This is a genomic window from Candidatus Abyssobacteria bacterium SURF_5, assembly GCA_003598085.1.
GTDB lineage: Bacteria > Abyssobacteria > SURF-5 > SURF-5 > SURF-5 > SURF-5.
In genome coordinates this window covers 1-24,618 of record QZKU01000136.1, presented here as the reverse complement: position 1 = coordinate 24,618, position 24,618 = coordinate 1, and the positions used below count along the sequence as shown (strand labels likewise).

General features: G+C 55.2%; 21 protein-coding genes and 1 tRNA gene. 9 read left to right on the top strand and 13 right to left on the bottom strand.

Annotation, left to right across the window (positions count from 1 at the left end; translation table 11 throughout):
- Positions 1-160 precede the first annotated feature (160 nt).
- Positions 161-248 (top strand) — tRNA-Leu (locus C4520_20405).
- A gap of 101 nt (positions 249-349) precedes the next feature.
- Here the strand turns inward: C4520_20405 and C4520_20400 are convergent.
- The 3 genes from C4520_20400 to C4520_20390 are packed head-to-tail and all read right to left on the bottom strand — an operon-like array spanning position 350 to position 2,886.
- The gene (locus tag C4520_20400) at positions 350-691 is read right to left on the bottom strand and encodes a P-II family nitrogen regulator (protein ID RJP15297.1); all 342 of its coding nucleotides are present in this window, start codon (positions 689-691) and stop codon (positions 350-352) included.
- A gap of 27 nt (positions 692-718) precedes the next feature.
- Positions 719-2,074, bottom strand: a complete 1,356-nt coding sequence (locus tag C4520_20395) for an ammonium transporter (protein ID RJP15304.1) — start codon at positions 2,072-2,074, stop codon at positions 719-721.
- Positions 2,075-2,109: 35 nt separating this feature from the next.
- Complete coding sequence (locus C4520_20390) at positions 2,110-2,886, bottom strand: hypothetical protein (protein ID RJP15296.1); 777 nt, start codon at positions 2,884-2,886, stop codon at positions 2,110-2,112.
- 431 nt (positions 2,887-3,317) lie between these two features.
- On the opposite strand from C4520_20390, the gene C4520_20385 reads away from it, so the two are divergent.
- On the top strand, positions 3,318-3,737 hold the full coding sequence (locus C4520_20385; protein ID RJP15295.1) for a hypothetical protein: 420 nt from the start codon (positions 3,318-3,320) through the stop codon (positions 3,735-3,737).
- A gap of 107 nt (positions 3,738-3,844) precedes the next feature.
- Here C4520_20385 and C4520_20380 read toward each other — a convergent pair whose 3' ends face one another.
- From C4520_20380 to C4520_20360, 5 genes are all read right to left on the bottom strand, one after another.
- Entirely contained in the window at positions 3,845-4,210 is a 366-nt protein-coding gene (locus tag C4520_20380; protein ID RJP15294.1) for a response regulator, read from the bottom strand.
- Between the two features lie 101 nt (positions 4,211-4,311).
- Entirely contained in the window at positions 4,312-5,526 is a 1,215-nt protein-coding gene (locus C4520_20375) for a PAS domain S-box protein (GenBank protein ID RJP15293.1), read from the bottom strand.
- A gap of 234 nt (positions 5,527-5,760) precedes the next feature.
- Positions 5,761-7,506 carry a CocE/NonD family hydrolase gene (locus C4520_20370; GenBank protein RJP15303.1) on the bottom strand — a complete coding sequence of 582 codons (1,746 nt, stop codon included), beginning with the start codon at positions 7,504-7,506 and terminating at the stop codon, positions 5,761-5,763.
- Positions 7,507-7,700: 194 nt separating this feature from the next.
- The gene (locus tag C4520_20365) at positions 7,701-8,606 is read right to left on the bottom strand and encodes a hypothetical protein (GenBank protein ID RJP15302.1); all 906 of its coding nucleotides are present in this window, start codon (positions 8,604-8,606) and stop codon (positions 7,701-7,703) included.
- Positions 8,603-8,905, bottom strand: coding sequence for an AbrB/MazE/SpoVT family DNA-binding domain-containing protein (locus C4520_20360; protein RJP15292.1), 303 nt, complete (start codon positions 8,903-8,905; stop codon positions 8,603-8,605). The genes C4520_20365 and C4520_20360 overlap by 4 nt, the downstream gene beginning before the upstream one ends.
- Before the next feature lie 204 nt (positions 8,906-9,109).
- Here C4520_20360 and C4520_20355 point away from each other — a divergent pair, with 204 nt between their 5' ends.
- From C4520_20355 to C4520_20330, 6 genes are all read left to right on the top strand, one after another.
- Positions 9,110-10,048 (top strand): helix-turn-helix domain-containing protein, encoded by a 939-nt coding sequence (locus C4520_20355; protein ID RJP15301.1) that lies wholly within the window; start codon positions 9,110-9,112, stop codon positions 10,046-10,048.
- 460 nt (positions 10,049-10,508) lie between these two features.
- Entirely contained in the window at positions 10,509-12,560 is a 2,052-nt protein-coding gene (locus tag C4520_20350) for a TonB-dependent receptor (protein ID RJP15291.1), read from the top strand.
- 3 nt (positions 12,561-12,563) lie between these two features.
- Positions 12,564-13,952 (top strand): ABC transporter ATP-binding protein, encoded by a 1,389-nt coding sequence (locus C4520_20345; GenBank protein ID RJP15290.1) that lies wholly within the window; start codon positions 12,564-12,566, stop codon positions 13,950-13,952.
- Positions 13,953-14,049: 97 nt separating this feature from the next.
- Complete coding sequence (locus C4520_20340; protein ID RJP15300.1) at positions 14,050-14,724, top strand: energy-coupling factor transporter transmembrane protein EcfT; 675 nt, start codon at positions 14,050-14,052, stop codon at positions 14,722-14,724.
- Positions 14,702-15,436 carry a hypothetical protein gene (locus tag C4520_20335; protein ID RJP15289.1) on the top strand — a complete coding sequence of 245 codons (735 nt, stop codon included), beginning with the start codon at positions 14,702-14,704 and terminating at the stop codon, positions 15,434-15,436. Before C4520_20340 ends, C4520_20335 begins: the two co-directional genes overlap by 23 nt.
- Positions 15,433-15,981 carry a hypothetical protein gene (locus C4520_20330; protein ID RJP15288.1) on the top strand — a complete coding sequence of 183 codons (549 nt, stop codon included), beginning with the start codon at positions 15,433-15,435 and terminating at the stop codon, positions 15,979-15,981. The genes C4520_20335 and C4520_20330 overlap by 4 nt, the downstream gene beginning before the upstream one ends.
- Before the next feature lie 99 nt (positions 15,982-16,080).
- Here the strand turns inward: C4520_20330 and C4520_20325 are convergent, their stop codons facing one another.
- From C4520_20325 to C4520_20305, 5 genes are all read right to left on the bottom strand, one after another.
- A complete protein-coding gene (locus C4520_20325; protein RJP15299.1) occupies positions 16,081-16,521 on the bottom strand; it encodes a DUF296 domain-containing protein in 441 nt (146 codons plus the stop codon).
- Between the two features lie 103 nt (positions 16,522-16,624).
- Positions 16,625-18,448: a thiamine pyrophosphate-requiring protein gene (locus tag C4520_20320; GenBank protein ID RJP15298.1), complete on the bottom strand. Its 1,824-nt coding sequence runs from the start codon at positions 18,446-18,448 to the stop codon at positions 16,625-16,627.
- A 275-nt stretch (positions 18,449-18,723) separates the two neighbouring features.
- Positions 18,724-20,136, bottom strand: coding sequence for a hypothetical protein (locus C4520_20315; protein ID RJP15287.1), 1,413 nt, complete (start codon positions 20,134-20,136; stop codon positions 18,724-18,726).
- 252 nt (positions 20,137-20,388) lie between these two features.
- Entirely contained in the window at positions 20,389-21,489 is a 1,101-nt protein-coding gene (locus tag C4520_20310; GenBank protein RJP15286.1) for a radical SAM protein, read from the bottom strand.
- 54 nt (positions 21,490-21,543) lie between these two features.
- Positions 21,544-22,809, bottom strand: coding sequence for a M20/M25/M40 family metallo-hydrolase (locus tag C4520_20305; GenBank protein RJP15285.1), 1,266 nt, complete (start codon positions 22,807-22,809; stop codon positions 21,544-21,546).
- A 375-nt stretch (positions 22,810-23,184) separates the two neighbouring features.
- On the opposite strand from C4520_20305, the gene C4520_20300 reads away from it, so the two are divergent.
- The gene (locus tag C4520_20300) at positions 23,185-24,399 is read left to right on the top strand and encodes a DUF362 domain-containing protein (protein ID RJP15284.1); all 1,215 of its coding nucleotides are present in this window, start codon (positions 23,185-23,187) and stop codon (positions 24,397-24,399) included.
- The last annotated feature ends 219 nt before the right edge of the window (positions 24,400-24,618 follow it).

Here is a 24,618-nt window from a genome sequence, read left to right as displayed (position 1 = left end):
ATACCCTCTGCGACATTGCTCTATTCCTCTTTCACCATAAAAACCCTGTCTTTGTGCCCTTTCACTCACTTCCGAATGTCGGGTTGCGGAATCGCTGGCGCGCTCCGGCGGCGCTTGACTTGCCCCGCTTTTTTGTTTACAATGAGGATGAAATCCCGAAGCGGAAGTGGTGGAATTGGCAGACGCGCTGGATTCAGGGTCCAGTGGGATTAGATCCCGTGGGGGTTCAAGTCCCCCCTTCCGCACCCCGCCAGTCAGTTACCGGCACCCCTTTGTGAATCCTACTTCCGCCCGACAGCTTTCCGTCCATGACCGACAAAGGCAGAAGGATGTCAACGTGAGAGACGCCTCACCCGATCGCCTCGTTTCCCCATTCACCCGTCCTGATGCGAATGCACGAGCCCAGATCGAGGACAAAAATCTTCCCGTCGCCGATATGTCCTGTTCGCGCTCCGTCCATGATAGCTTTGACCGTCGGCTCCACAAAATCCTCATTTACCGCGATTTCGAGTCTCACTTTCTTCAGCAGATTTATCTCCATCCCAACTCCGCGGTACGTTTCCTGATATCCTTTCTGCTGGCCGCAGCCTAGGGCGTTGGTGACCGACATCTTGAAGACGTCGGCATCTGAAAGCGCTTTTTTTACGTCCGGCAGTTTGTGCGGCTGAATATATGCAATGACGAGTTTCATGCTCCACCTCCTTGGACATGATTCGGTTCATTCGGTGATAAATATCTGAAATCCGCTGTAGGCCTCCATGCCGTGCTCGCCAATATCAAGCCCTCTCAGTTCGTGGTCCCGTTCCACACGCAGGCCGACCGTGTACTTGATTGAAGCGAATAAAGCGGTTGCCGACGCGAACGTCCAGAGGAAAACCGAAACGACGCCGGTAAGCTGCGCCAGTAGCTGCTTCGCGCCTCCGCCGAACAACAGTCCGTTTACCGCGCCAAGGCCGCTTGCTTGTGCGTAAGCAGCCTGTGCAAAAATGCCGACGCAGAGCGTGCCGAAAGCGCCGCAAACCCCGTGGACCGAAATGGCGCCGACCGGGTCATCGATTTTGAGGACGCGGTCGATGAATTCAACCGAGAAGACCACGAGAACGCCTGCGATCAATCCGATTATCACCGCGCTTGCCGGCGAAACCAATGCGCACGGCGCCGTAATTGCCACTAATCCGGCGAGCGCTCCGTTGAGCGTCATACTGGTGTCGGGCTTGCCATAGCGGATCCAGATAGTGACCATGGCAGAGGCCGCTCCCGCCGCCGCCGCAAGGTTCGTGGTCACGGCGATCGCGGCGATGCTCAGGTTGGTGCCGCTGGTTGTGCTGCCGGGATTAAAGCCGAACCACCCGAACCACAGGATGAAAACCCCGAGTGACGCCAGGGGAATATTGTGACCCGGTATCGCCTTGACGCTTCCATTCGGTCCGTACTTTCCGATGCGCGGGCCCAACATCAGAGCGCCCGCGAGTGCGCTCCATCCTCCAACGGAATGGACTACAGTCGAGCCGGCGAAATCCAACATCCCTCTCTCGCTGAGCCAGCCGCCGCCCCAAATCCAGTGGCCGACGACGGGATAGATGAAGGCGGAGATGACCACGCTGTACAGCAGGTACCCGATGAACTTGGTCCGCTCCGCCATGGCGCCCGAGACGATAGTGGCCGCCGTTGCCGCAAAGACGACCTGAAAGATCCAGAACGCAAACTGCCACATTCCCTCGGCAGTCGAAGGGGAAGCGGAACTCAAGAGGAAGCCGTCGGTGCCAAACAAGCCGAATCGGTCGGTTCCAAACATCAGCCCGAAACCGACCGCCCAATAGGCGAGCGAGCCGGCGGAGAAATCCATCAGATTTTTCATCATGATATTCGCGGCATTTTTCGCCCGGGTGAATCCGCTCTCCACCATGGCGAAGCCCGCCTGCATGAAAAACACGAGGAATGCCGCCATCAGCGTCCAAACTGTGTTCAACGCGATTTCAAAATCTGCAGATGCCGCCTCTTCTGCGTGTGCGCCGCCCGGAAGCAGAAGCAGTGCGACGCTAACGGCCAAAAAAAGGGGCAGAAGCATTTTCATGTGTGTCATTGGAGCACTTCCTTCCTTTCATTTTCTCACCAGACGAGAAAGCTGAACGACAGGCCGCCGTAAAACTCGTCTTCATACTGGCTGTCCAGCGCCAGCGAATAAAAGACGCCGGGCTCAAAAACGACTTTGCTTCCAATGGGTACGGCCAGGCTCGCTTTGAGCAAGAGGGCCGTCAGGGATGAATCGAAGTCCCATTGCCCATCGTTGTATCCGAAACTCCCGCCAACGTTCAGCGAGGCTTCGTCAACCGGCACGCTATGGGAAACTCCGACTTCATAGTACGTTCCGTCGCCCTGATCGAAATCCCAGTAAACGGACGCGTACGGGCTGAGGAAGGCATCCATGCCGATGGTGGCATAAATTTCCTGTGAATCATCGCCGGCCGTCAGATTCGGGAAATCATAGTAGATATAACCGAGTGACAGGGTCATCTTCGCCAGGCTCCGCGAGAGCGCGCCAAGTCCTGCGGAATAATCGAGAATATAATCCAGTTCGGTCCACTCGCCGTCATTGAGCGCATAGTTTCCCCAGAGGGCGGCGGTGAAGTTCTCGACGGTTACGTTTGCGGCCGGCTGGAAGACCGCATCGTCTACGAGCACCTGCCCGCGCCAGACGTATTCGGTAAGCAGAGCCGCACAGGCGCCGATTTCAATATCCCACTCTGCAGCCTCTTCGCTCGAGCGCGCTTCGGCGGGATCATCTCTCACGGGTGCCGGCTCGCTCTCCGCAAACGCGACTGAACCAAATGACAAGAAGATGGTCAAAAGCGCCAACCAGCAAGGATACGAATTTCTTCTGCTCATTGTTTTCCTCCTCTTGCAGCCTCCCGGCCCTGTTTTGCCACATAGAAGGCGCGGCAGGTTACCTTTCATAAATGAAAGACAACCTGCCTTGCAGTTGTCTGCCTTCTTTCCCGCGGACGCCGTCAGGCATACGGCTGGTCGGCTTGTTAGCTAGACGAAGCCTAGACCGCGGCCCGGAGAAGCAGTCAACTCACCTCCCTTCACATTCGACAAAAAAGAAAACTATTCAAGGCGCTGTGCATCTTGATCGAGCATTTGCACCAAAAATAGGCAGATGCAGCCAAGAGATCCATGTGGTTCACAAAGCAGACGATCGCCATAAATAATCTCTTTTATTCCAAGAAATCCCACAGTCCCGACGTTTTTAGATTCTCAAGCCTGCGCCGTCCGGTGCAGGGCGTGCATCTCTCGGCTTGTAATGGGCAAGTCGGATGCCAAAACTTTCTCATGCGAAAGCCAAACCAGAACATGAGAGAGGAATCTCCAAAATCTTCAGACTCTCGATTTTGCTCACCATGTCTTTTGACTTTCCCGGACGTCCGATCTATATTGTTGAATCATTGCTATCCAAGACCTTCAAGGACGACATTTTATCGGAGAAAACCATGGTTTCCAGGGTCATTGGCAGCAACTCGTTTGGAGGGCAGTTTGAATCGGTTTTCGTTTTTCTGATTCGCGAGCAGGGAAGACTGCGAATAGAGCACGATCTGCATCGGGGAGGACTTTTCTCATTGGAAACGTGGAGGAATTTGTTGAGGGAGACCGGCTTTGAACTGCACGAGCAGATCAGGCGAATTGGAGATCAGGAACTGCCAATCTTCATTTGCCTCAAACCTGAAGATGAAAAATGAACCGAATATGGCAAGAACGGGAATGAAGAGAATTGCAGCAGCCTGGCCGACAGAGGGATCAACCCTATGGGTTTTCCCAGATCCTTTTTCGGTCCTCCTTTCCTTCTTTATGCGATGATCGACGTGAGGTACTGGACGGACCGTATCAGTTCGTCCGGGCCGTAGGGCTTGCACAGTAAAGCGTCGGGTTTGATATCTTCAATGTCTTCCGGATAGGCGGTGACAATCAGGACAGGGATGCGAGGGAAAAATATCTTGACGTATTTGAGAAGCGAGATGCCGCCTCCGAACGGCATCCTCAGGTCTGTCAGGATAAGGTCCACCTTTTGGCTGTCAAGGATGCGGATGGCCTCCATCCCGTCGGAGGCCTCGAGTATCCCGTAACCGTACATTTCCAGGACGCGCACCATCTGGCGTCTCTGGAGGAACTCGTCCTCTACGACGAGCACCGTGTGCATGTACTTGTTCATCATGTAAACTTGGCCCCTCGCGCACGCTTGATTTACTGTTTTCCCGCCGGCAGGCGTCGAATCACGGAAAGGAAGGACACAATATTATGCCACAAAGGCGGATATCAGGCAACAGGATGTTCAGACGGGAGTTCATTCTCGCTCTGCGCCGGCAGGACGATTTCGACTGTGGTGCCCTGGTGCTCCTTGCTCGTGATGTTCAGAGTGCCATTGTGCGCCTGGAGAATCTTCCTGCAAATGCTCAAACCTAAACCGATGCCGCCGAGTTTCGTGGTGAAGAACGGCTCGGAAAGCCGCGCCAGATTCTCCTCGCGAATCCCTATCCCGCTGTCGGCGATACTGATCTCCGCCTTTCTGGCGCCGTTCTGGCTTATGAAGCGGGACCGGATAGAGATGCGGCCGCCATCAGGCATCGCCTCGACGGCATTGAGAAGGATGTTATAAAGAACCTGGACACATTTTTCTTTGTCTGCAAGTATTCTCTCCCGCCCCGTTTCGACCTGAGTCTTGACATCAATGTTGTCAAGTCTCCGGCTTACATTCTTCAGAGCGCCTTCTATAATCTCCTCGATGGTCGTCGGCGACATATCAAGACAAGCCGGACGAGCGTAATCGAGCAACTGTGAGATAGTATCATTTAAAACATCAACACCGTGCAATATTTCCTGCAAAGTCTCGCGGTACCGCGCCTCGTGCTGCAGCTCTCTCTGGAGAGTTTCGGCGCCAAGTTGAATGATCTGAAGGGGGTTTCGCACCTCATGTGCGACAAAGGCCACCGTGCGGCCGATGGCGGAGAGACTCTCCGCCTCCTGAAGCTGGGAAATCTTATCCGTTAGCTCGGTTATATCCGTTGCGACTCCGGTTATTTTCACCAGGTTTCCCTGCTCGTCCAAAATGGGGAACGCGCGCGTTCGAATCCAGCGGATCGAGCCGTCGGGCCGAATAATCCGGAATTCCACGTCTTTGTTCGGGTCCTGAATCTTCTCATCCATGTAAGCCCGATCCTCGGGATGTACGGCGTCAAGAAAAGAGCGGGGCTCTCTATACAGGCTCTCGCGCGTGCGTCCCCAGATTTTCTCGTAACCCGGGCTTATGTAGAGCATCCGACCGAGGTCCGGAGTTATCATCCAGAATACATCCTGGATCGTCTCGGTCACGAGTCGAAACTTTTCCTCGCCCTCGCGCAAATTCTTGTTTGCCACCCGGCACTCGGCCGAAAGCTTCTCCGCTTCGGCCGCGAGAGCGCGAAGCCTGTCGTTTTCATTAAGAAGCATGCCCCTGGTTTTCAGCAGGCGCTTCATTGCAATTTTCCTCAACATTCAGAAGAATCTTCACAGGGAGTGCGGGCAACCAAGACTGCCTCCCTGCGCCCCTATTTTAATTTTCCCACATCAATAAACTTCTGTCAAACGTTATACAAAAAAGTATATGCATGTCGAAACCATCCGGTCGGGAACAGGACAAAATTCTCCCCTCGACGGGAACACGCGCAGGTCTTGAGGACGCCGCAAGACATCCTTCAAGAGTTTACTTGAATCAGGCCGGTCTTGGACTCACCGCGGAATTACCGGCAAATCAATGGCCGAGGCATAAGCCTCGTTTCGCTGAAACTGCAGGGCTGGCGGTGGATCGCTCTTCAGGAGCGCGAAATGGTCCGCGTCCGCCCCCGCAATCGCGATCCGAATGGAATGCCCTTTCTTGTAGAGATAAGACGTGGGAAGCAAATCGAACTGCAATTCCGCCACCTCGCCCGGAACGAGCGGCATCGCATCCTCCCGTTTGAACGTGTGATACGGGACAACAAGCCTATATGGAGGCTCCGCATCGCTCACTTTGCGATGGATCGCGCGCAACTGGCCCTCAGTCACATACGTGACATGACCGTCAGGCGACACATCTTCAAGATAGACAAGGAAATTGCCGTCGCTCTCCGTCGACGTTACATATAATGTCACGATGGGATGGCCGGTCACCTCCATCTCTTCGGCAAGCGGGGCGCTTGTATAGCAAAGCAGCTTCTTATCCTCCTCCGTCCGATTTGGATATCCGAAATGGACGTCGCCGCGCGGTCCGGTCAGGGAGTTCCACCGGGCGGCGCTGCCGGTGCCGGCGGTGTAATCGACCGTATACTCGTCGCGCCCGTTCCCGTCAGTCGGACGATCTTCCGCCAACCCGTTGCCGGCGGAAAGATAGAGCCTTCTTGTCTCTTGGTTCGGCAATGGCCATGCATCGGCCCATTTCCATTTCTCTTCGCCCATCGTGAAATAATAAATCGGCTTTTCCCGCATGATGCCGTTGTCTATTCCCTTCAGATGATAATCGAAAAACCTCAGCATCTTGATGTCATGGTTGAACTCCGGCTTTTCCGAGCCCCAAGGGCTGATACCCTGCCGTCCGCCGTGATCCCAGGGTCCAATGATGAGTTTTGTGGGATTACTGATTGAAAGGTATCGCTTTATTGCCGAATGCTGATAGGCGCCGTCATACCAGCCGCTGTAACAGTAGACGGCCGCGCCTGAGGACTCAATTTTATCAAGATACACATGCGCGCTGAAAGAATCCGCAGTGCCCGTCCCGGACGGGCCAACATCATCTCGGAACGTGATTCCGAGCGCCTCCGTATGAACATTGCCATTGTGTTCATGGTCTTTGATGGCCGCGGCAAGGAGCGAGCGATCCTTATCCTTGTCAACCGGCTTGATGCCTCTGACCATCATCCGCACCTTCAGGCCGAACTTGTCCGTGATGGTATTCGTGTCGATGGCAAGATTGCCGGCAGCCCATTTCTCGGTGAACCACGTCTGATGTATGCCCCCCGGGAAGGCGATGTCGGTATAACCGTCAAACAACGAGAAGCGCGGCGCCGCCGCTTTGACGGCCGGATGGTTGTTCACCAGAAGAAATTCGCTGGTCGAGCCCGTATAGGAAGTGCCGAATGTCCCGACTTTTCCGTCCGACCACGGCTGCCGGATGATCCAATCGACAATTTCCGCACCGTCCTTTATCTCATCGGGCGCATACGGGTATGGCCAGCTTCCGAATGAAGCGCCCGAGCCGCGGGCATCCACGCTCACCCATGCGTATCCGTAAGACGTGAAAAACTTCTGCGACCGCGTCACCTCGTTCGGCGTGCCAATCAGGAGACTGAACGGCCACCGGTATTCGAGCGACCGGATATACCGCGTCTGATAGATGATGGTGGGGATCTTCTCGCCGTCGGGCAAGCCCTTCGGCAAGTGCAGGTCAACGGCGATTTTCACCCCGTCGCGCATCGTGAGATAAAACGAGGACGTGACCATGCCGGTATATTTCGGTGAGGAATACCCGCTGTATTGTCCCGGATAGCTGATCTTCCCCTGCGACTGCTTGCCCTCTGTCCGGCCGGCTAACAACAGTGCAATGCAGAGAACGACCATAACTGCAATCGCTAACGAATAAACCCGTTTCGAAACTAATTTCTGCTGTATCTGCATTCTCATGAATCCCCGCTCCTCTATTCCCATCTCACTTTCAAGGATTTTCTGTCGACTGCTTTCAGGAATTTCAGCCTCGGATACCCCATGATCACGACGCTATATACCTCATGCCTCGGCGGCAGCTTCAATTCCTCCGCCAGCGGCTGGTATGCTTTCGAGGCCATTTCGAGCAGTCCGATATACGTCGATTCGAGCCCCATGGTCCTCGCAGTCAAAGCCATGGTAGTCGATGCGATGACGCAATTATCCTTCGGGGTGCGGGTATACGTGGGCGAATGAAAAATGAAAACCGCGGGCGCCTTGTAAAGAATCGGATCATACCCCGCCGCGCGGGCCATGGACAGGCGATTCTTGTAATGTGCGAGTATCTGCAGAGATTCCGGAGCTATCATCGTTTCGCCGGCTTCAGACGATGGATCTTCCAGTATCTTCTCCGCGGCGCCACCCATCTCAATGAAAAAATCAACCGTCAGGTCGGAAAGAGTTTGGCGCCGTTTCGGGTCCAGCACGACAATGACCTCGACCGTTTGCTCATTGCCGCCCGTCGGCGCATACCGGCAGACATCAACCAACTGTTCGAGCACGCCCCCCGGAATTGCTTTGTCTTTGAAATGGCGGTGGCTCCTCCGCTCGCGAATGAAGCGGATGAAGGTCTCCGTCTCGAATGTCGCGCCGCCGCCCTCAGGGAAATTCGACATGTTCATTTTTCTATGTACGATCGCTTCGCCGGGGCATAATGCCACGCAGTGGCCGCAGAGGCTGCAATTGTTTTCGCTTGCAAATGCGACCGTCGCGCCGTTCTGCTGGACAAAACAGAGCGGACACCTCACCGCGCAGATGCCGCATTCGGTGCACTTTTCTTTGTCAATTGAAACCCAACTCATCTTGGATAACCCCCCTTTTATTTGTGCGTCAACTGTCATTTGGATCGGTTCGTGTCTTCGATCATGCCCATCATCGGGCCGAGCATCTCGCGGGCGGTCTGGGCGAACGCCTCCGCCTTGATGAGCGTGATCCGGGCTACCGTGTCATCTGCCTCGCAGAGAACGACCGCGAGCTTGTCGCCTGTCTGCAGCCCGGCCTTCTCTCTGACTTCTTTCGGGAGCAGCACCTGCCCGCGCGCATCGAGCGACACCAGCGCCTCGATCCGGCAGCACGGAGCCGGACCCGACGCTCGTTCCAACCCGGTATCCCCCTGTGACTTCTTCCTCTTTTTTCTCATTGTCCCGCCTCTGCAGCAATTGCTGTCATTTCCTATTTTTCAGAATTTTCTGAAATCATATCATTCGGGTCGGGCGCTGTCAAGCAAAAACAGTGGGTGCCCGAAAAAAACCGGCTCCCCTCGATCACGAAGCGAAATTCTCCGACCGGCCGTCGCCTTGACATCGCGCCGGTGAAAATGATTAAATCCACTACGGAGGGCGCGATGGAAGAAAAAGCTTTCTTGAATACGCACGAAGTCGCCAAGCTTCTGGATATAAACGAGAAGATGGTCTACAGCCTGATCTCCGAGAAGGGGCTCCCGGCGACGAAGGCGACCGGGAAATGGCTGTTCCCGAAGCGGCTTGTCGAGCAATGGCTCGAGAACCAGACCATCAACTACCCGAAATCGGCGCATCCGGCGCCGCCCTACCAGGGGCTTCTCATCGTCAGCGGGAGCAATGATATCTTGCTTGACCGCGCCCTTTCGCTCTTCAATCGCCTGTACCCCGATCACGTGGCCGTCTTCGGTAATCTGGGCAGTCTCGGCGGCATCAGGGCGCTGCGGCGGGGACTTTGCCATATTGCCTCAAGTCATTTGCAGGAGGAAAACGAGAACGAGTACAACTTCCGCTTTGCCAACGTAGAACTCGGACAACTTCCAGCCGTCGTAAATTTCTGCCGCCGCGAACAGGGTCTCCTGCTGCAAAAGGGGAATCCAAAGTCTATCAGCACCGTATCCGATCTGTTGCGCCCGAACGTTCGCATCGTGAATCGCCCCTTGGGCACCGGAACGCGCCTGCTCTTTGATAAGAAGCTGCAGGAACACTTGGCTCAAAGTAACCACATTCAAGGATATGAGAATGAGGTAGGGCGCCATCTCGACGTTGGTCTCGAAATCCTCGCCGGCAGGGCCGATGCCGGACCATGCATCCGCGCGGTCGCCGGCCTCCTCGGACTCGACTTCATCTCCTGGGGCTGGGAACGCTTCGACCTGATCATCCTGAAAGAACGCTTCTTTGAGGAGGGCATCCAACTCTTCATCGGACTCCTGCACGAGCCTCAATTCCGGGAATCAGCCGCTGATTTCGAGGGCTACGATCTCTCGTTGTGCGGCAAAATGGTCTTTCCGCAGGAAGTGGCAGACAGCGCCTCCAAAAGCTGAACAAGATTCTTTCAGCTCTCCACGCCCCCTCCCTATCCCTTTTTCTGATCTCTTTCACCCAGGTTCTGCTGCAAAACCCCCACCCTCGGGTTCAACCGCGCTATGGTAGGTGCGAATTTATTCGCACATTCAAGACTGGCCGAATGAATTCGGCCCTACCAATGGGGGTTCTGCAGCGGAACCTCACCCAAAAACCTGTCCCTCGCCTTCTTTTATCTAAAGATTCTATTGAGTTCCAACTCCGCCCATGTCCCTTCTCCTGATTACACCTCTTCCGAGTCTCCTCCTCGGCGGGGCCGAATTCATTCTGCCAGCATTTTTGCTAGTTGTTTCCTCCAATCGGCGATTGATGTCATATATAGTAATTATTGGTTATTCTAATGTCGGATCGCAAAATCTTCTTGACAAAAATAACTATTAGGGATATTATGCGACGCAGAAATAACCAGAATTCCATTCCATGAATGTACATCTGAACCAGTGGCGGATCCAGAGGAGGCACGGCGAGATGGGCAGGCGCAACATCGGTATCTTCAGCCTTTTCATTCTGTTCTTATTTCACCTTTCAGCTTATTCGCAGGAGACGGATTACGTCGCTCCAGGTGAATATTTCGATATGTATACCCTCGGCGAGATAGTGGTTACCGGCGAGCGGGAAGGCGTGGAAGGTGTGACAACGGTACGACGGGTGACAGCCGAAGAAATTCGAAACAAGGGTGCACGCACGCTTTCAGAGGCGCTGGAACTGTTGCCGGGCATCGTGATCCGAGTTGGAGCCGAAGGGACTCCGCGCGTCGACATCCGCGGCCTGCGTTCGCGGCACGTCACCCTGCTGCTGAATGGAATCCCTATCAACTCTACCAATGACGGCCAATTTGATCCGTCGCTCATTCCGGTGGAAAACATCGCCGAGATCAAGGTCAGCTACAGCAATCATTCCATCCTGTACGGCGACGGCGGCTTGGCGGGCGTCATCAACATCATCACCAGGAAGGGAACGGAAGGCATCCACGGAATGGTGTCGGCCGAGGCCGGTGAGGGAGACCATTACCTCGAGCGCTTTAACGTGCTGGGCGGGCAGGAGAAATGGAGTTTCTTTTTGAGCGGAAGCATATTCGATAGGCATGCCTTCCCGCTATCCGATGATTTCGATGATACCCCGGTCGAGGACGGCGATTTTCGCGAGAACAGCGACTTCGAGCGTGACAATTTCTTTGGCAATTTCGTGTACGCTCCGAATGATGAGTGGGAGTTCGGCGTAACCTTGAATTACCTTCAGGGAGAATTTGGGAAGCCCCCGAGCGTCATTGATGACCCCGCCGACATATTCGCGAACCGGGCAAGATTTGAACGTGTCGATGATTTTGAAGGAATTTCCGGCCAGTTCGCCGTGCGGTACAATGCTCCGGGCCCGCTCGATGTCCGCTCCTGGGCCTTCTTCAACCAACTCGATCAGGAAACCAACCGCTACGATGACGATCACTATGATACCATCACTCGGCGCGGCAATTTTCACGCAAACGAAGAGACCTTTGTCAGCGGCGTCGCCGTCCAGCCCAGATACGATCTCGGGCGGGCCGGCCAGATAACCCTCGCGCTGAACGCCCGGACCGAAGAATTCGAGACAGACGGCTTCGAAATTGAGCGCGTTGGCGGCGTGGATACGCCGGTGCCTTTCGATGACGACCGCGAGCTTGACGTCTATTCCGTCGCCCTCGAGTATGAGGTGTTTCCCATCGAACAATGGGCTGTGGTCCTCGGATACAACCACAACTGGCTGGACAAAGAGGAGGGCGAAGACGATGACGCCGGCGCCTGGCTCATCGGCTCATATTACGATTTTCCCACGAACACTCGCCTCAAAGGCTCCGTCTCCAAACAAGTACGCTTCCCCTCGATTCGTCAATTGTACGGCGTCGGCGAGGGCAACATCGACCTGACAACGGAAGAATCGATCAACTACGAGGCCGGCATTGAGCAGGCGCTCCCTTGGAACACATGGGCCAGCTTCACGGCGTTCTATCTCGACGTCGAGGATTATATCGAGAAAATCCCGCCCGACGACATCTTCACGAATAATGACGAATACGAGTTCGCCGGTTTCGAAGTGGCCGCCGAGAATCGGACGATTGAAAATCTGCTTGTGAAGCTCAGCTATACGTACCTCGACTCGCAAGACAAATCGCCGGGCTCGGAGCGGGATGAATTGCAGTACCGTCCGGAGCATAAGCTCGCGCTCGAAACCAGATACTATTTCGATTTCGGTCTGAGCGCATATCTAAGCATCCTGCGCGTCGCCGACCAGGTCGTCTATTCCAGGACGGAACCTCTTGTAAAAGACGATTTCGACGACTACACTGTGGTGAATGCAAAACTTGAGCAGGCGTTTCTTGACAATCTCCTTCGCGTGTACGTCGGCGTCGAGAACCTTTTCGACGAGGAATATGAAGAAAGTTACGCGTTGCCACGGCCCGGCAGGTTTATCTATGCCGGCGGCAGGCTCGTATTCTGATTCATGGGGAACCGGGGGATGGCTTGGGCTTTGAAGGTTGAAGATTTCTCCTACAGCTATCCGGGCAATGGAGAGGCCATCCTCCGTTCTCTTTCGTTTACCGTCAACAGGGGCGAATGCGTCTGTATAACCGGCTCATCGGGCGCCGGCAAAAGCACGCTCCTGCTTGCGATCCAGGGGCTGCTCAAAGGCGGTCACTGCAACGGGCGGATCACGATTGATGCAAACGGATGGAAAAAACCGGTCGGACTGCTCTTTCAGAACGTCGATTCGCAGATCCTCTGTTCTACGGTGGAAGAGGAGGCTGCGTTTGGTCCCGACGCCATTGGATTCACTGGAGAAGAAACGGCCGCCCAGGCGCATCATGCGCTTCAATCCGTGGGATTGGCCGGTTTTGAAAAGAGAAACGTTGACCGCCTGTCCGCGGGCGAAAAACAACGGGTCGCTCTCGCCGCTGTCCTGTCTTCACGACCTGCCGTAGTTCTGCTCGACGAGCCGACGAGTCAGTTGGACGAACAGGGCAAGGCGGACCTCGTTCAAATCATACATGAGCTGAAACGGCAGGGGCACGCTCTGCTGATAGCCGACCACGAGCCCGGCGTGTTCCATGGGGTCGTAGACAGACTCTTCCAACTTGAAAAGGGTTGTCTTCGGGAACGTTCGTTTGGGTTCTTCCACGGATCGGGTTCTTATGCGCCCGGGCCGGGCGGCGCCGATTCCTCCAAACCAGCGTCCTCCGCCGAGCCGGCGCTCGAGATGGACGGCATTGTCTGGACCGAGCCGAACGGGAAAGTAGTGCTCGATTGCCTCAGCCTGCGGATTGGGCGCGGAGAGTTCGTCTATCTGTATGGCGAAAACGGGGCGGGCAAGTCCTCCCTGCTGAGGCTGATGGTTGGATTGGAATCTCCTCAGGCGGGAAGCATTCGCACCGCGGGAATCACCGCGCCGAAACCCGAACAGCTTGTGGGAAATGTAGGGCTTCTGTTTCAGAACCCGCAAAAGCAATTATTCGAGGATTCGGTCTTTTCCGAGGCGGCTTTTACCCTGCGTATGCTGAAGTATGGAGAACGGGAGGTGATGCCGAGAGTAAACGGAGCGCTTGCCCTCTGCGAGGTCGAGCGGTTCGCCGAACGATCTCCTTTTACTCTGAGCTACGGAGAGCAGCATCGGGTCGCTCTGGCCTCAGTTATCGCCGCAAATCCCGAAGTCCTCTTGCTCGACGAGCCGTTCGCCGGGCTCGATTTTCCGCAGAGGCGCCGGATGCTTACAATCCTGAGCAGGCTTCAAAGAAACGGAACGACCATAATCCTCGCCTCGCATGGGCCGCTGCCGGCAGGCGAGTGGGTGAATAGACACATCATTTTAAAAAACGGAAAGATAAGTGAAGGTTGAACGTTTTCTCTCGACCGCGCTGCCGGGAAGCGCGTTTGAATACCGGCATGCTCTGTCCCCGCTGCATCGCGTGAACCCGGCTTTCAAATTTGTGTTCATGACGCTGTTCAGCATGGCGGCTTTCGCGGCGCGTGAGCCATGGACACTCAGCGTCCTTCTGGTGCTGAATTTTTCGCTGTACCTCCTCTCGCGCATGAAGCTGGTCGACCTCTGGCGCGATATCCGCTTTTTCCTAGTGCAGGCGGTTATCGTGGTTATCCTGTATTTTTTACGATTCGGCGCCGAAGGTCTCTACCCTGGTCTGCGAGTGAGCATGCAGATTTTCCTGTTTTTCATGCCCGGCGCCATCTTTCTGAGGACCACCAACAGCCTGCAGCTTATCAGGTCGCTGCGACGGTTTTTGTCGCCCCGTTTCTCGTTTGTCGTTCTGTGTAGTTTCCGGTTCATTCCGGTCTTTTTTCGCGAGTTCCAAGAGATCGCGATGGCGCAACGCCTGCGAGGAGCGCCGCTTTCGCCGCGGAAGATGCTGAACCCCCGGAACTGGAAATACGCCGCCGACTGCCTGTTCATTCCTTTAATAGTGCGGGCGCTCAGAACAGCCGACGAGGCCGCCCTGTCGGCCGAGGCGCGTGGGATGCGTTCCGGCGCCGATCCATCTTTTCATCAACAATATCTGTTCGTCACCCCGCCCGGCCAGGCTGTTCAGACTGTCCCGCGCCATCCGGCGATGAGATGCAAAGGAGTCAACAATGAATGTTCTTATTGCGATTGACGACACCGATAATGAGGAAAGTATCGGTACGGGAAGACTGGCGCGGATGCTGGCCGACGAGCTCGTGAAGGAGAAGCTCCTCCAGGCGCCCAGCGTTACGAGACACCAATTTCTCGTGCATCCGGATATCCCGTACACGTCGCACAACAGTTGCGCCTGTGTCGGAGCGCGACAGGCGGCAGGAGTCAACCTGCGAATGACTATCAATTATGCAGTCGATTTCCTGGACCGCAATTTTCATGAAGGAGCCGATCCGGGTTTATGTATTGCCAATGAGGAAGAGGTTCCAAGGGAACTGGTTGATTTCGGCCTGCGCGCCCAGCGCGAAGTCATTCAGCCGGATGAGGCGCGACTGCTGGCTGAGCGCCTCGAGATTTTCACGTGGTGCCGGGGAGAGCCGTGGCGAGGCGCTATCGGCGCGATGGGGGGCGTCGGCCTGCGAAGCACGGGATGCGACGGCCGTTTCATCGGGCTCGAGGGAATTCGAGAGATCAGCGGTATTATGAATGTGAAGGAACTGCTCTCAAGGACGGGAATCCAGAAGGTCGCCGCCGCCTCGGGAACATCGCTTCGGGATGATGACATCATCGACACGCGCGACTGGGTTCGGCCAGTGTTGCAGAATCATGAGATCATCCTGTTCGTCGACCGAACGAGCGACGGCATGTGGCGCCCGATAGGGGGCAAGAAGAAAGACAAGAAGAAGAAATGAAGACTTCCAATCGCATTCACACATTCCAGTTTCTTCCCCTGCGCGATGCAATTTACCTGGGTTTCTGCGCAACCTTCATCATAATCACACGAGCCATGCTGCGGCTGCACCTGAACATCCCCGGTCACGCCATGTTCTTCACTATGTTCTTCCTTATTCTCGGACGTGCGTGCGTTCCGTATCGGTGGGCGGCCACGCTGATGGGGGTTGTGGCCGGTACGCTCAGTATGCTGCTTGGGATGGGCAAGGGCGGACCGCTGGTGATATCCAAGTCCGTTTTCCCCGCCGTCATTGTCGATGTGGGGTTTACTTTGTGTCCGCGCCTCGCCGAAAGCCTTGCTGCATCTGTTCTCCTCGGTTGCATCGCCTCCGCAACCCGGTTCTTTTTCTTTTTGCTGGTGGACTGGCTGCTGGGCATGGAAAAGACCATTATGCTGCAGCACGCAATCTACTCATCTATTCTCACCACTATTTTTGGCGGGGTCGGTTCCGCAATGGTTCCTGCCGTCGTGCGGCGCCTGAAGGCGCACCAGTTGATCAGCTAATGCCCGATATGGATCACAAGGTGAAGTTCCCCGAAGCAAGAACAATGCATTGATCGCCACCAGCCTTGCGTATTATCGGTGCCGGTGCAGGAAGCGAATTCATTCCGCCTCAGGATCGATGAGCGCGAGCCCGGTATCCGGGTCGTGCCTTCGGACCAGGTATCCCGGCGATTCGGTCACGATCACCTCGAGCGTCGGCCAGACCAGAGCCTTGATCAGGTGACCTCCGCGAGTTGTGCCGTCGGCCCTGCCAATGATTGCGTGGGCGTGCACTTTGGGCGTCCCGCCTTCTATGGTTATATCTCCAAACAGGCAGAGCACCTCGACCTGCTCATCCAATTCTATTTTCTTATAGTCTTTCCGGTCGCGGTCAAAAAAGCCAATCGTCGCATGGGAGAATCCCCCGACGGCATTGATCTGACTGCCCGAAAGGACCTTCTCGATTGCGAAGCGCGTAAGGCCCGTGATCAGTTCATCCCCCTTGTCGAAAATGACCGCGTATGTGCTCGGATTCGTTGCGTTGATGCATTTGCTTCTCATGGCGTCGATCCCGCTGCAAGCGCTCGTCACGCGCTCTTCTTATGAAAGATTATCCCTTTTTCCCGCCAGAATCGAATGCTTCTTTTCTTGCCGCGTCGATCCTTTACCGCTTGATCACCTTTCCGATGAACCCCGCCTCGCTCCTTCCATGATGAAGGAAGGACTCCTTCATCTCTTTCGCCGACATCTTGATGATCGCCAGGCTGTTCGGGTCCCCCTTGAAAATGGAGAACATATAGCCTTTGGCCTGTTCGAAGGTAATATGCGGCGGAAGAGGCGGAACATCGGGATCGGTGTGCGCATCGACGACCACCGGCCGGTCTGTCCTGAAGGCTTCCTCCCATGCCGGCCGTATCTGCTTGGGATCATCGATCTCGATCCCTCTCAGTCCCAGCATTTCGGCGTACCGGGCGTAATTGAATTCCTCAACTTCCTGTGAGGCCTCGAACTTGGGATTGCCCGACATGATCCTTTGCTCCCACGTCACCTGGTTGAGGTCCTGATTGTTCAGGACGAGCACGACCAGGCGCGGGTCCTTCCAACTCCTCCAAGAGCGCGCAATGTTGATCAGTGCGGCGTTTCCGAGCATTTGCATCGCGCCGTCGCCGGTGGTTGCGATCACGGCCCGATCGGAATGGGCCATTTTCGCCGCAAGCGCATAGGGGAGTGCCGGACACATCGTGGCCAGGTTGCCGGAAAGGGAAGCCATCATTCCGTGTCTTATCTTCAGGTCCCGCGCGAACCAGGAGGCGGCTGAACCGGAATCGGAGGTAATGATACAGTTGTCGGGAAGCAGGGGGGAGAGTTCCCAGAACACGCGCTGCGGATTGATTGGGTCTGCCTCCAGCATCGCGCGCGCCTCCATTACTTCCCACCATTCCTTCATCGATTGCTCAATATCCTTTTGCCAATCTTTATTCTTTTGCTTCAGCAACGGGAGCAGCGCCCGCAGCGTGAGCGCGCTGTCTCCATGCAGATTCACCTCCATCGGATATCGTGCGCTTAACATGCGAGGCCTTATGTCGATCTGGACACCGCGCGCCTTGCCCTCTTTCGGCAGAAACTCGGAATAGGGGAAACCGCTGCCCACCCACAAGAGCGTGTCGCATTCGGTCATCATGTCCCAGCTTGGCTTCGTCCCCAAAAGGCCGATCGAGCCGACGTTATACGGAACGTCATCCGGAAGAGCCGCTTTCCCCAGCAATGCCTTTGCGACTCCGGCGCCCAACAACTCGGCCACCTGCTGAACCTCTCTTGCGGCTTTGAGTGCGCCCGCTCCAACCAGCATCGCTACTCGCTTGCCTTCATTGAGAACGTCGGCGGCTCGTTTGATGTCATCTTCCTGCGGAATAATTCGAGGGTGAGAATAACCGATGCCCGAGAACACACTTCCATGCTTGCGATCCGGTTTCTCAATTGCATCCGACTCCTGCACGTCCTGCGGAATGATTATGCAGGTTACCGTGCGCTCCGCTTTCGCTATGCGCACCGCCCGGTCAACCAGATGGCGGATCTGCTCGGCGGTGGATGCCATATGCACATACTCATGGGCTACATCCTTAAAGAGGGAAATGAGGTCGACCTCCTGCTGGTATTCGGCCCCCAGCGAAGCCCTTGCCTGTTGGCCGACAATCGCGACCACCGGCTGGCGATCCATTTGAGCGTCATATAGTCCATTTACCAAATGGATAGCTCCCGGACCCGACGTGGCGAGACAAACGCCTACCTCTCCCGTGAATTTTGCATGCCCGCATGCCATGAAGGCGGCTATCTCCTCATGAGCCGTCTGAATGAACTCGATTTTCTCCTTGTGACGATCCAGGGCTCCCATCACTCCGTTTATTCCGTCACCCGGATAGCCGAATATCCGTCGTATCCCCCATGCATGAAGCCGCTTTACCAAATAATCGCTGGCCGTTTTACCGATCATTCTTCACCTCTTTCTTCCCATTCGCGCACGGTCTTCGGAACAGACCGCATTTCCTCTCAACGCATGGACAGGAAGAGACGACTCTTCCTGAATTGACTATCTCGCGATTGTTTTTATTTTTAATCTTACGTTAATCTAACACGCGCACCAGACGAGAGCAACTGAAATGAGCCGGTCATGCCGGAAAATACCCGCTTCTCTTCTTCAGGAAAATAGATGTGAGGCGGAGTGGGTGACAGGATTAATGGGAGCTTGAGAGAGAGGGATCAGCCTCAGGAGCTGAGCTGTGCCATCTGGAGCGAAATCAGTTGATAAGGAGGCGCAGGCGAAACCGCCTTCCCGTTTTTTATTTCAAGCAAGTATTGTTCGACCTGTTTCTTGAATTCGGTCATCTCTTCCTTCGCTACGGGATCGGCGCTGGGAAAATTGACCTTCAGCGGATTGATGAATTGCTCATTCTTGAGCAACCGAAAATCCAGATGAGGGCCGGTGGCAAGGCCGGTCGCGCCGACATAACCGATTACGTCGCCCTGCCGCACGTGCTTGCCCCGCTGGATTCCCTTGGCAAAACTCTTGAGATGTCCATACGTCGACGCGTATGTGTTGTTGTGCTTGATCTTGATGTAGCGGCCGTATCCGCTCTTCCATCCGGCAAAGGCGATCTTGCCGTCGCCAATCGAGCGGATCGGGGTCCCCGCGGGGGCGGCATAGTCAACGCCGAGGTGAGGCCGATACGTCTTGAGGATCGGATGGAACCTCCTATGGCTGAACGTCGAGGAGATGCGGCTGTACTTCAGCGGAGACTTCAGAAACGCCTTGCGCAATGCGCGCCCATCTTGATCGTAATAAGCCTCTTTGCCGTCTTGTCCGAAAGAAAAAGCCCAGTAGGACTTCCCCTTGTTCTCGATACCGGCGGCTAGAATGCGACCGGGTTGCGACGATCGCCCTTTAAGATATCGTTCTTCATAAAGGACGGCAAAAGAGTCGTCCGTCCGAATATCAACGTGAAAATCGATATCCCAAGCAAAAATGTCGGCCAAAGACATCGTTAATGAAGCGGGCAGACCGGCTGCATCGGCTGCAAGAAAAAGGGAATCCTTGATGGTGCCCACCGCTAGTTGATGACGCGTGTTGTATTCAAATATTTCTTTCCTCGCCGTCAGGCTCTCATCCTGGCGCTGGACTATCAATCTGCTGTCCGCAAGTTCGGTCTCGAAACGGTTAATCTTGCCGTCTCTTTCGTCAAAATCAAGCGTTACCACCTGTCCCTGCTGCAAACGCGCAAGGTTGTAAACAGGACGCGTAGCACTCACCAGTTCCTGAATGCACGGTGAAGGGATTCCCCGTTTTTTCAGAAGATCGTAAAGATTATCCCCTTTTTCAACTGTGGCGCATATGTTCTGCTCGTATGAACGAGGAGCGGGTCCCTCCTCGGCCTTTGCTTCCCCTGCGGGCGCTGCGACCTGTTCCATTGCCGCTGCATCCTCCGGCGAGGGCTCCGAAGCATTCGAAAACGCGAGTTCCTCGCTTGGTGAGTTTCGAAAAGTCAAATACGAAACGAGGACGGCCACCGCGGCCATGCTTAAGAGATGCCGGATGGAGAATGGATGTCCAGTATTACGGGCGGAAAAAGACTTGCGGCCGATCGGCAATCGGATAAAAGAGGTGTTCTTTCTTTTCAACATCACTTCCTCTATTGGTTATCAACGGGTACGCAAGCTTACAAAGGAAATGAATTCTGCTACAGGTCTGTTTAACGCACATAGGCATCGATCATGCCGAACTGAGGATGCGCAAAAAGAATATTTTTCCCAGTACGTTAAGCTATTATGCCATTGGGTTTAGCGCAATGTCAAATCCTTGCTCGATTTTTTTCGTCGTACGTTTTCGAACACCAACTTCTTCTTTCGGGCAATTCCCCGCCTATTTGAGGCTCTCTAACTGCCTGCCAGGTAAAGAATACAGCAGCCGGGACAGATCGACATGAGCCCGTGTCTCTCCATATATCCCCTGAACGAGCGGTATCTCTCGCCGTTCCAGATGTCCTCAAAACTCCGCTCATGCAGATTCCCCATCACGAGGTCATAGAACACATGGCATGGCGCCACATCGCCGTCGGCCGTGATATCTATGACGTTCCACGGAATCGGACAGCGACGATAGGTGTCGGTCATCTTGTTCCAATGAGCACCGAGATAGGCGGAAAGATTTTCCGGTGAAAATGTAGGCGGCAATAGCAGCACATTTTTCCCCATCTCCTGAAGGGAGTCGCACACTCTATTCACCTGGTCCGCAAGTTTGATTGCATCGATATTCGAGAAATCGGCGGGGGAGCGCACGAGCCCGCTCCAGTAACGATTGCTTTTTATGCCGAACTGCGAATCGAGCATTCGCGCATATGCGGCTCCCATCGGAGCCGTGATAAAGTTCTGCATCTGGATCGTTGCCCAATCGATCGCCTCCAGGTTCAGCTCGCGCAGAAAGAATTGATCGAGCGCAAGATAGTTGTCCGCTGTAATTGTATAAATGATGCTGATAAGCGGAGTGCGGCCGCCCGACTTCTGCTTTTCGCGGTAAAGCGCCGCAATGCCGCTCATGGCTTTCTCGTAACTGCCGGGGCCCCGCTGGGCATCGTTGATTTCTCGAGGGCCGTCAAGTGAAACGCGCACTGAATCGAAGCCGGTGCGCACCAGCATCACGGCATGCTTTTCCAGGAGAGTGCCGTTTGTCGGCGTATCTATCGGCGAGCCCGCTTGCTTGATCGCCAGGATCAAATCCTCAAGATGAGGATAGACAAATGGCTCGCCTCCGAACAGGTCATACGACGGCCTTGCCGGCGCCAGTTCGCGGATGACCCGTCTCAACAAATCAATATCGAGCGTAGCGGGTTTCTTGCCGCTCGCCTTTCCATAGCGTCCCTTTTCTCCCCACTCATAACACATCCTGCAGCGCAAGTTGCAGACTTCGGTTACCTGTAGCGAGACGCTGGAGGGAAGATCACAGAGGAGGGATGATTCTTCGCGGTCGGTCTCTTGCATGTGAGAAAATTTCTCCGTCTTACTTATTGTAAACGTTTGAAAGCGCTTCGCACGTCAAAACGCCAGATAATGCACCAGCTCCTTTGTCATGTTCACCAGGTCCGAAATCTGCACGCGTTCATTGGCCGCGTGAGCCGATATATTATCGGCTCGGACCGGAGACACTCCGATGAATTTGTCGGTTCTTAACGCCTCCGCCACTGAGCCCATATCCGTCGAGCCGCCCAGCCCGCCGATCAGAAAGTCGTCGTATCCGTGTACCGCCCGGCGCGCATCCTTCATCTTTTTCATGTACACGCTTTCCATGTCGAAAACCACCGGCGGGTAATCGATGACCGCCTTCACCTGTACGTCGAGCAGCTTGCTGTTCGCTCTTCCCCGCGCGATCGCCTCCTTGATTTCCCCGACAACGTCGTCGGCCTTCTCCTCGGGAAGATAACGCCGATTGATGGTCAGCCTGCACTCGCCGGGCGTGATGTTGGACTTCGCGCCGCTTCGCATCACTGAAAGGTTAAACATCGGCGTGAGCTGCGGCGATGGCGTGCCCGGCAGCGGGAAGGCGGGCACTTTCGATTCGCGCTTCTCCACAATCTTCTTCAACGCAAGCAGTTCATTCATGATCGGAACCATTTCCTCGAGCGCGTTGATCCCCATAAAGTTCATGCCGCTGTGGCAGCTCTTGCCGATGCCCGTTACAAAGATATTGATGGCGCCCTCGCACGCCTGCAGCAAAATCGGCTCCTGCGCCCCAAGCTCAAGATTCAGCATATGCCCCTTCACGTATCCGTTCAGGGCAAGATGGTAAACGCCCGGATAAACGCCGATCTCTTCATCCGTGCAAAACATGCAGTGCATATCGAATTTCGGCTCGAGCGACAAATCATGCATCACCTTCAGTGCGCCCATCAGACAGGCAATCGATCCCTTCATGTCGGACGCGCCGCGCGCATAGAAAGTGTCGCCTTTGACAATGCCCGCAAATGGATCGCACTCCCAGCCCTCTTCAATCGGAACCACGTCGATGTGCCCGTAAATGGAAACCGGCTCCTTGCCCGACAGCTTCCGCGCGACAAGGTTCACTCGCGGTCCCTTCAGATCGTACGGGATCTCACGCACCTTCTCCTCCGGTATGATCACGCGCTCGGTGTCGAACCCGAATGTCTCGAGGTCCGGTTCGAGCGCGTCCGCAATTTTGTCATAGTTGAGGCCGGGCGGAACGGACGTATCAATCTGCACCAGTTTCCTGAGTGTCTCGACAATATAATTCCGGTTCTTTTCAACTGCCTCAAAAGCTTTCGTGTAATCCATCTCGACCTCCATGGCGACCGCAGAAAACCGAGCCCTGACAAGCGAAGGCTCCGAACCCTAAGAATCCGGACACGCTTATGCCATGATACAAGGTTCCCCGCAATCCGTCAACGTGATTCCGTCCCCTCCGTTCGCCGTCATTCCTGCGGAAGCGGAAGAAGGAATCCGGGATGTGCGGTGGTAGCCGCCCCATTTCAATCTTCCTCTTCGGTGGAATCATCCGCTCGTAGCGCTCACTCCCGGCAATCCATTATTATTCTTCTTGACCTGTGTTTACACCCAGGGGCGACCCGGCGGGTCGCCCGCTTGCCAATTTCTTGTGACACACCGTTTGCAATCCTTCTCCCGATGACATAATATTAACCGGCAACAGGCGGGAGTAATACAATGAACTTTCTTCATAAATGCCAAATCGACCGGCGCCGTTTCCTGAAAATAAGCGCCGCCGGCGCTGCCGCTGCGTCGACTGCACTGCGTCCAGAAACCGCACACGCCAAACTGAGTGTCCCGCAGCCGGGACCCGAAACCTCCGTGCATCTGGCTGGTGTACCGAAGGGAGCGGCAGAAGAAGCACTCATCAAAGCCGTTCGAACCGCTGCCGAATCGGCCACCGACTTCTCCTGGTTGTCCGCAGGCGATACAGTCTTCATCAAGCCGGCCCTCAATTCCGGCAATCCGTACCCCGCCACCACTCATCCGGCGGGAATCGCCGCCATGGTGGCCCTCTTAAAGGAAAAGGGCGCCGGCCGCGTCATCGTGAGCGATACTGCAGGCATCGAGCACGTTAGATTCTACCGCGACAAGATAACCGGCAGCTCCCGCCGCTTGATGCAAAATTCCGGAATCGCCCGCGCCGCAGAGTCGGCGGGCGCCGAACTGTATTTTCCCGAGGAAGAGGGCTGGAACGCATTCTTTGAGGACGGCCCCGCCTCCAAATCGCACTGGAAAGCAGGCATCATGATGCCCAAAGTCCTGAAGGAGGTTGACCACATCATCCTCATGCCTCGCTGCAGCCGCCATCCGCTGGCAGGCAGCACCCTCGGTCTCAAGGCGGCCGTCGGCTATTGGCGCACTGATTCGCGGCTCGAATACCATCACGATGCGGCAACCTTTCAGGAGAAAACAGCAGAGGCCAATTGGGTGCCCTCTCTTCGTGAAAAACAACGCCTCGTTCTAACGACGGCTACGCGCACTCAGGCCACCTACGGACCGGACAAGGGATATGCGACCGATCCCGACATCGGTTTGATCGTCGCCTCGCAGTGCGTCGTCGCTCACGACATGGTCTCGCTGGCCTGGCTGCTCGAAAACCGCAAGCTCGCGCCCGAATCCGAGAAAACGGGCTCTAGCGACCCTTACACCTCCCAAGCCATTGTCGGCATCGCCAACCGCGTCGTCGTCAACTGGCTCGGCGGCATCATTTCCGCACTGACGGCCGAGAGACTCATCCGCAACGACATCGACGCCATCTGGGACGACCGCATCCTCAACCGCGCGTTCCACCTTCTGGGCGGCGTCCCCCGCGTCGCGCTTCTCGATCCCACCGAAACCGTCCCCCTCGAGACCAAACAAAAACTCGCCCAAATGGTTACCTTCGCCTAATGGAAGAAATATAGGGACAGAGCCCATTTTTTATTTATAACTCCTCTATTTGCTTATTGTTACGAGATAACCCCTTATCACTAAATAATATATTTTGATTATTGTAGGGCGAAATATGGTCTCTGTGAGACTGTCCGACGATTAAAGTTGTTGAACTATAGTTCAAGATATTAATTTATGGTTGACAATAGCCTCTTTTTGTGGTATCATCTCCTTCAA

Bases quoted from the DNA above. Each gene is read 5' to 3' on its own strand.
- C4520_20395 (RJP15304.1), bottom strand. From the start codon at position 2,074: ATGAAAATGCTTCTGCCCCTTTTTTTGGCCGTTAGCGTCGCACTGCTT.
- C4520_20380 (RJP15294.1), bottom strand. From the start codon at position 4,210: ATGATGAACAAGTACATGCACACGGTGCTCGTCGTAGAGGACGAGTTC.
- C4520_20390 (RJP15296.1), bottom strand. From the start codon at position 2,886: ATGAGCAGAAGAAATTCGTATCCTTGCTGGTTGGCGCTTTTGACCATC.
- C4520_20315 (RJP15287.1), bottom strand. From the start codon at position 20,136: ATGTTGAAAAGAAAGAACACCTCTTTTATCCGATTGCCGATCGGCCGC.
- C4520_20360 (RJP15292.1), bottom strand. From the start codon at position 8,905: ATGAGAAAAAAGAGGAAGAAGTCACAGGGGGATACCGGGTTGGAACGA.
- C4520_20350 (RJP15291.1), top strand. From the start codon at position 10,509: ATGAATGTACATCTGAACCAGTGGCGGATCCAGAGGAGGCACGGCGAG.
- C4520_20335 (RJP15289.1), top strand. From the start codon at position 14,702: ATGAATGTTCTTATTGCGATTGACGACACCGATAATGAGGAAAGTATC.
- C4520_20325 (RJP15299.1), bottom strand. From the start codon at position 16,521: ATGAGAAGCAAATGCATCAACGCAACGAATCCGAGCACATACGCGGTC.
- C4520_20355 (RJP15301.1), top strand. From the start codon at position 9,110: ATGGAAGAAAAAGCTTTCTTGAATACGCACGAAGTCGCCAAGCTTCTG.
- C4520_20365 (RJP15302.1), bottom strand. From the start codon at position 8,606: ATGACAGTTGACGCACAAATAAAAGGGGGGTTATCCAAGATGAGTTGG.
- C4520_20310 (RJP15286.1), bottom strand. From the start codon at position 21,489: ATGCAAGAGACCGACCGCGAAGAATCATCCCTCCTCTGTGATCTTCCC.
- C4520_20330 (RJP15288.1), top strand. From the start codon at position 15,433: ATGAAGACTTCCAATCGCATTCACACATTCCAGTTTCTTCCCCTGCGC.
- C4520_20300 (RJP15284.1), top strand. From the start codon at position 23,185: ATGAACTTTCTTCATAAATGCCAAATCGACCGGCGCCGTTTCCTGAAA.
- C4520_20400 (RJP15297.1), bottom strand. From the start codon at position 691: ATGAAACTCGTCATTGCATATATTCAGCCGCACAAACTGCCGGACGTA.
- C4520_20305 (RJP15285.1), bottom strand. From the start codon at position 22,809: ATGGAGGTCGAGATGGATTACACGAAAGCTTTTGAGGCAGTTGAAAAG.
- C4520_20345 (RJP15290.1), top strand. From the start codon at position 12,564: ATGGGGAACCGGGGGATGGCTTGGGCTTTGAAGGTTGAAGATTTCTCC.
- C4520_20385 (RJP15295.1), top strand. From the start codon at position 3,318: ATGCCAAAACTTTCTCATGCGAAAGCCAAACCAGAACATGAGAGAGGA.
- C4520_20375 (RJP15293.1), bottom strand. From the start codon at position 5,526: ATGTTGAGGAAAATTGCAATGAAGCGCCTGCTGAAAACCAGGGGCATG.
- C4520_20370 (RJP15303.1), bottom strand. From the start codon at position 7,506: ATGGTCACGTCCTCGTTTTATCTCACGATGCGCGACGGGGTGAAAATC.
- C4520_20340 (RJP15300.1), top strand. From the start codon at position 14,050: ATGACGCTGTTCAGCATGGCGGCTTTCGCGGCGCGTGAGCCATGGACA.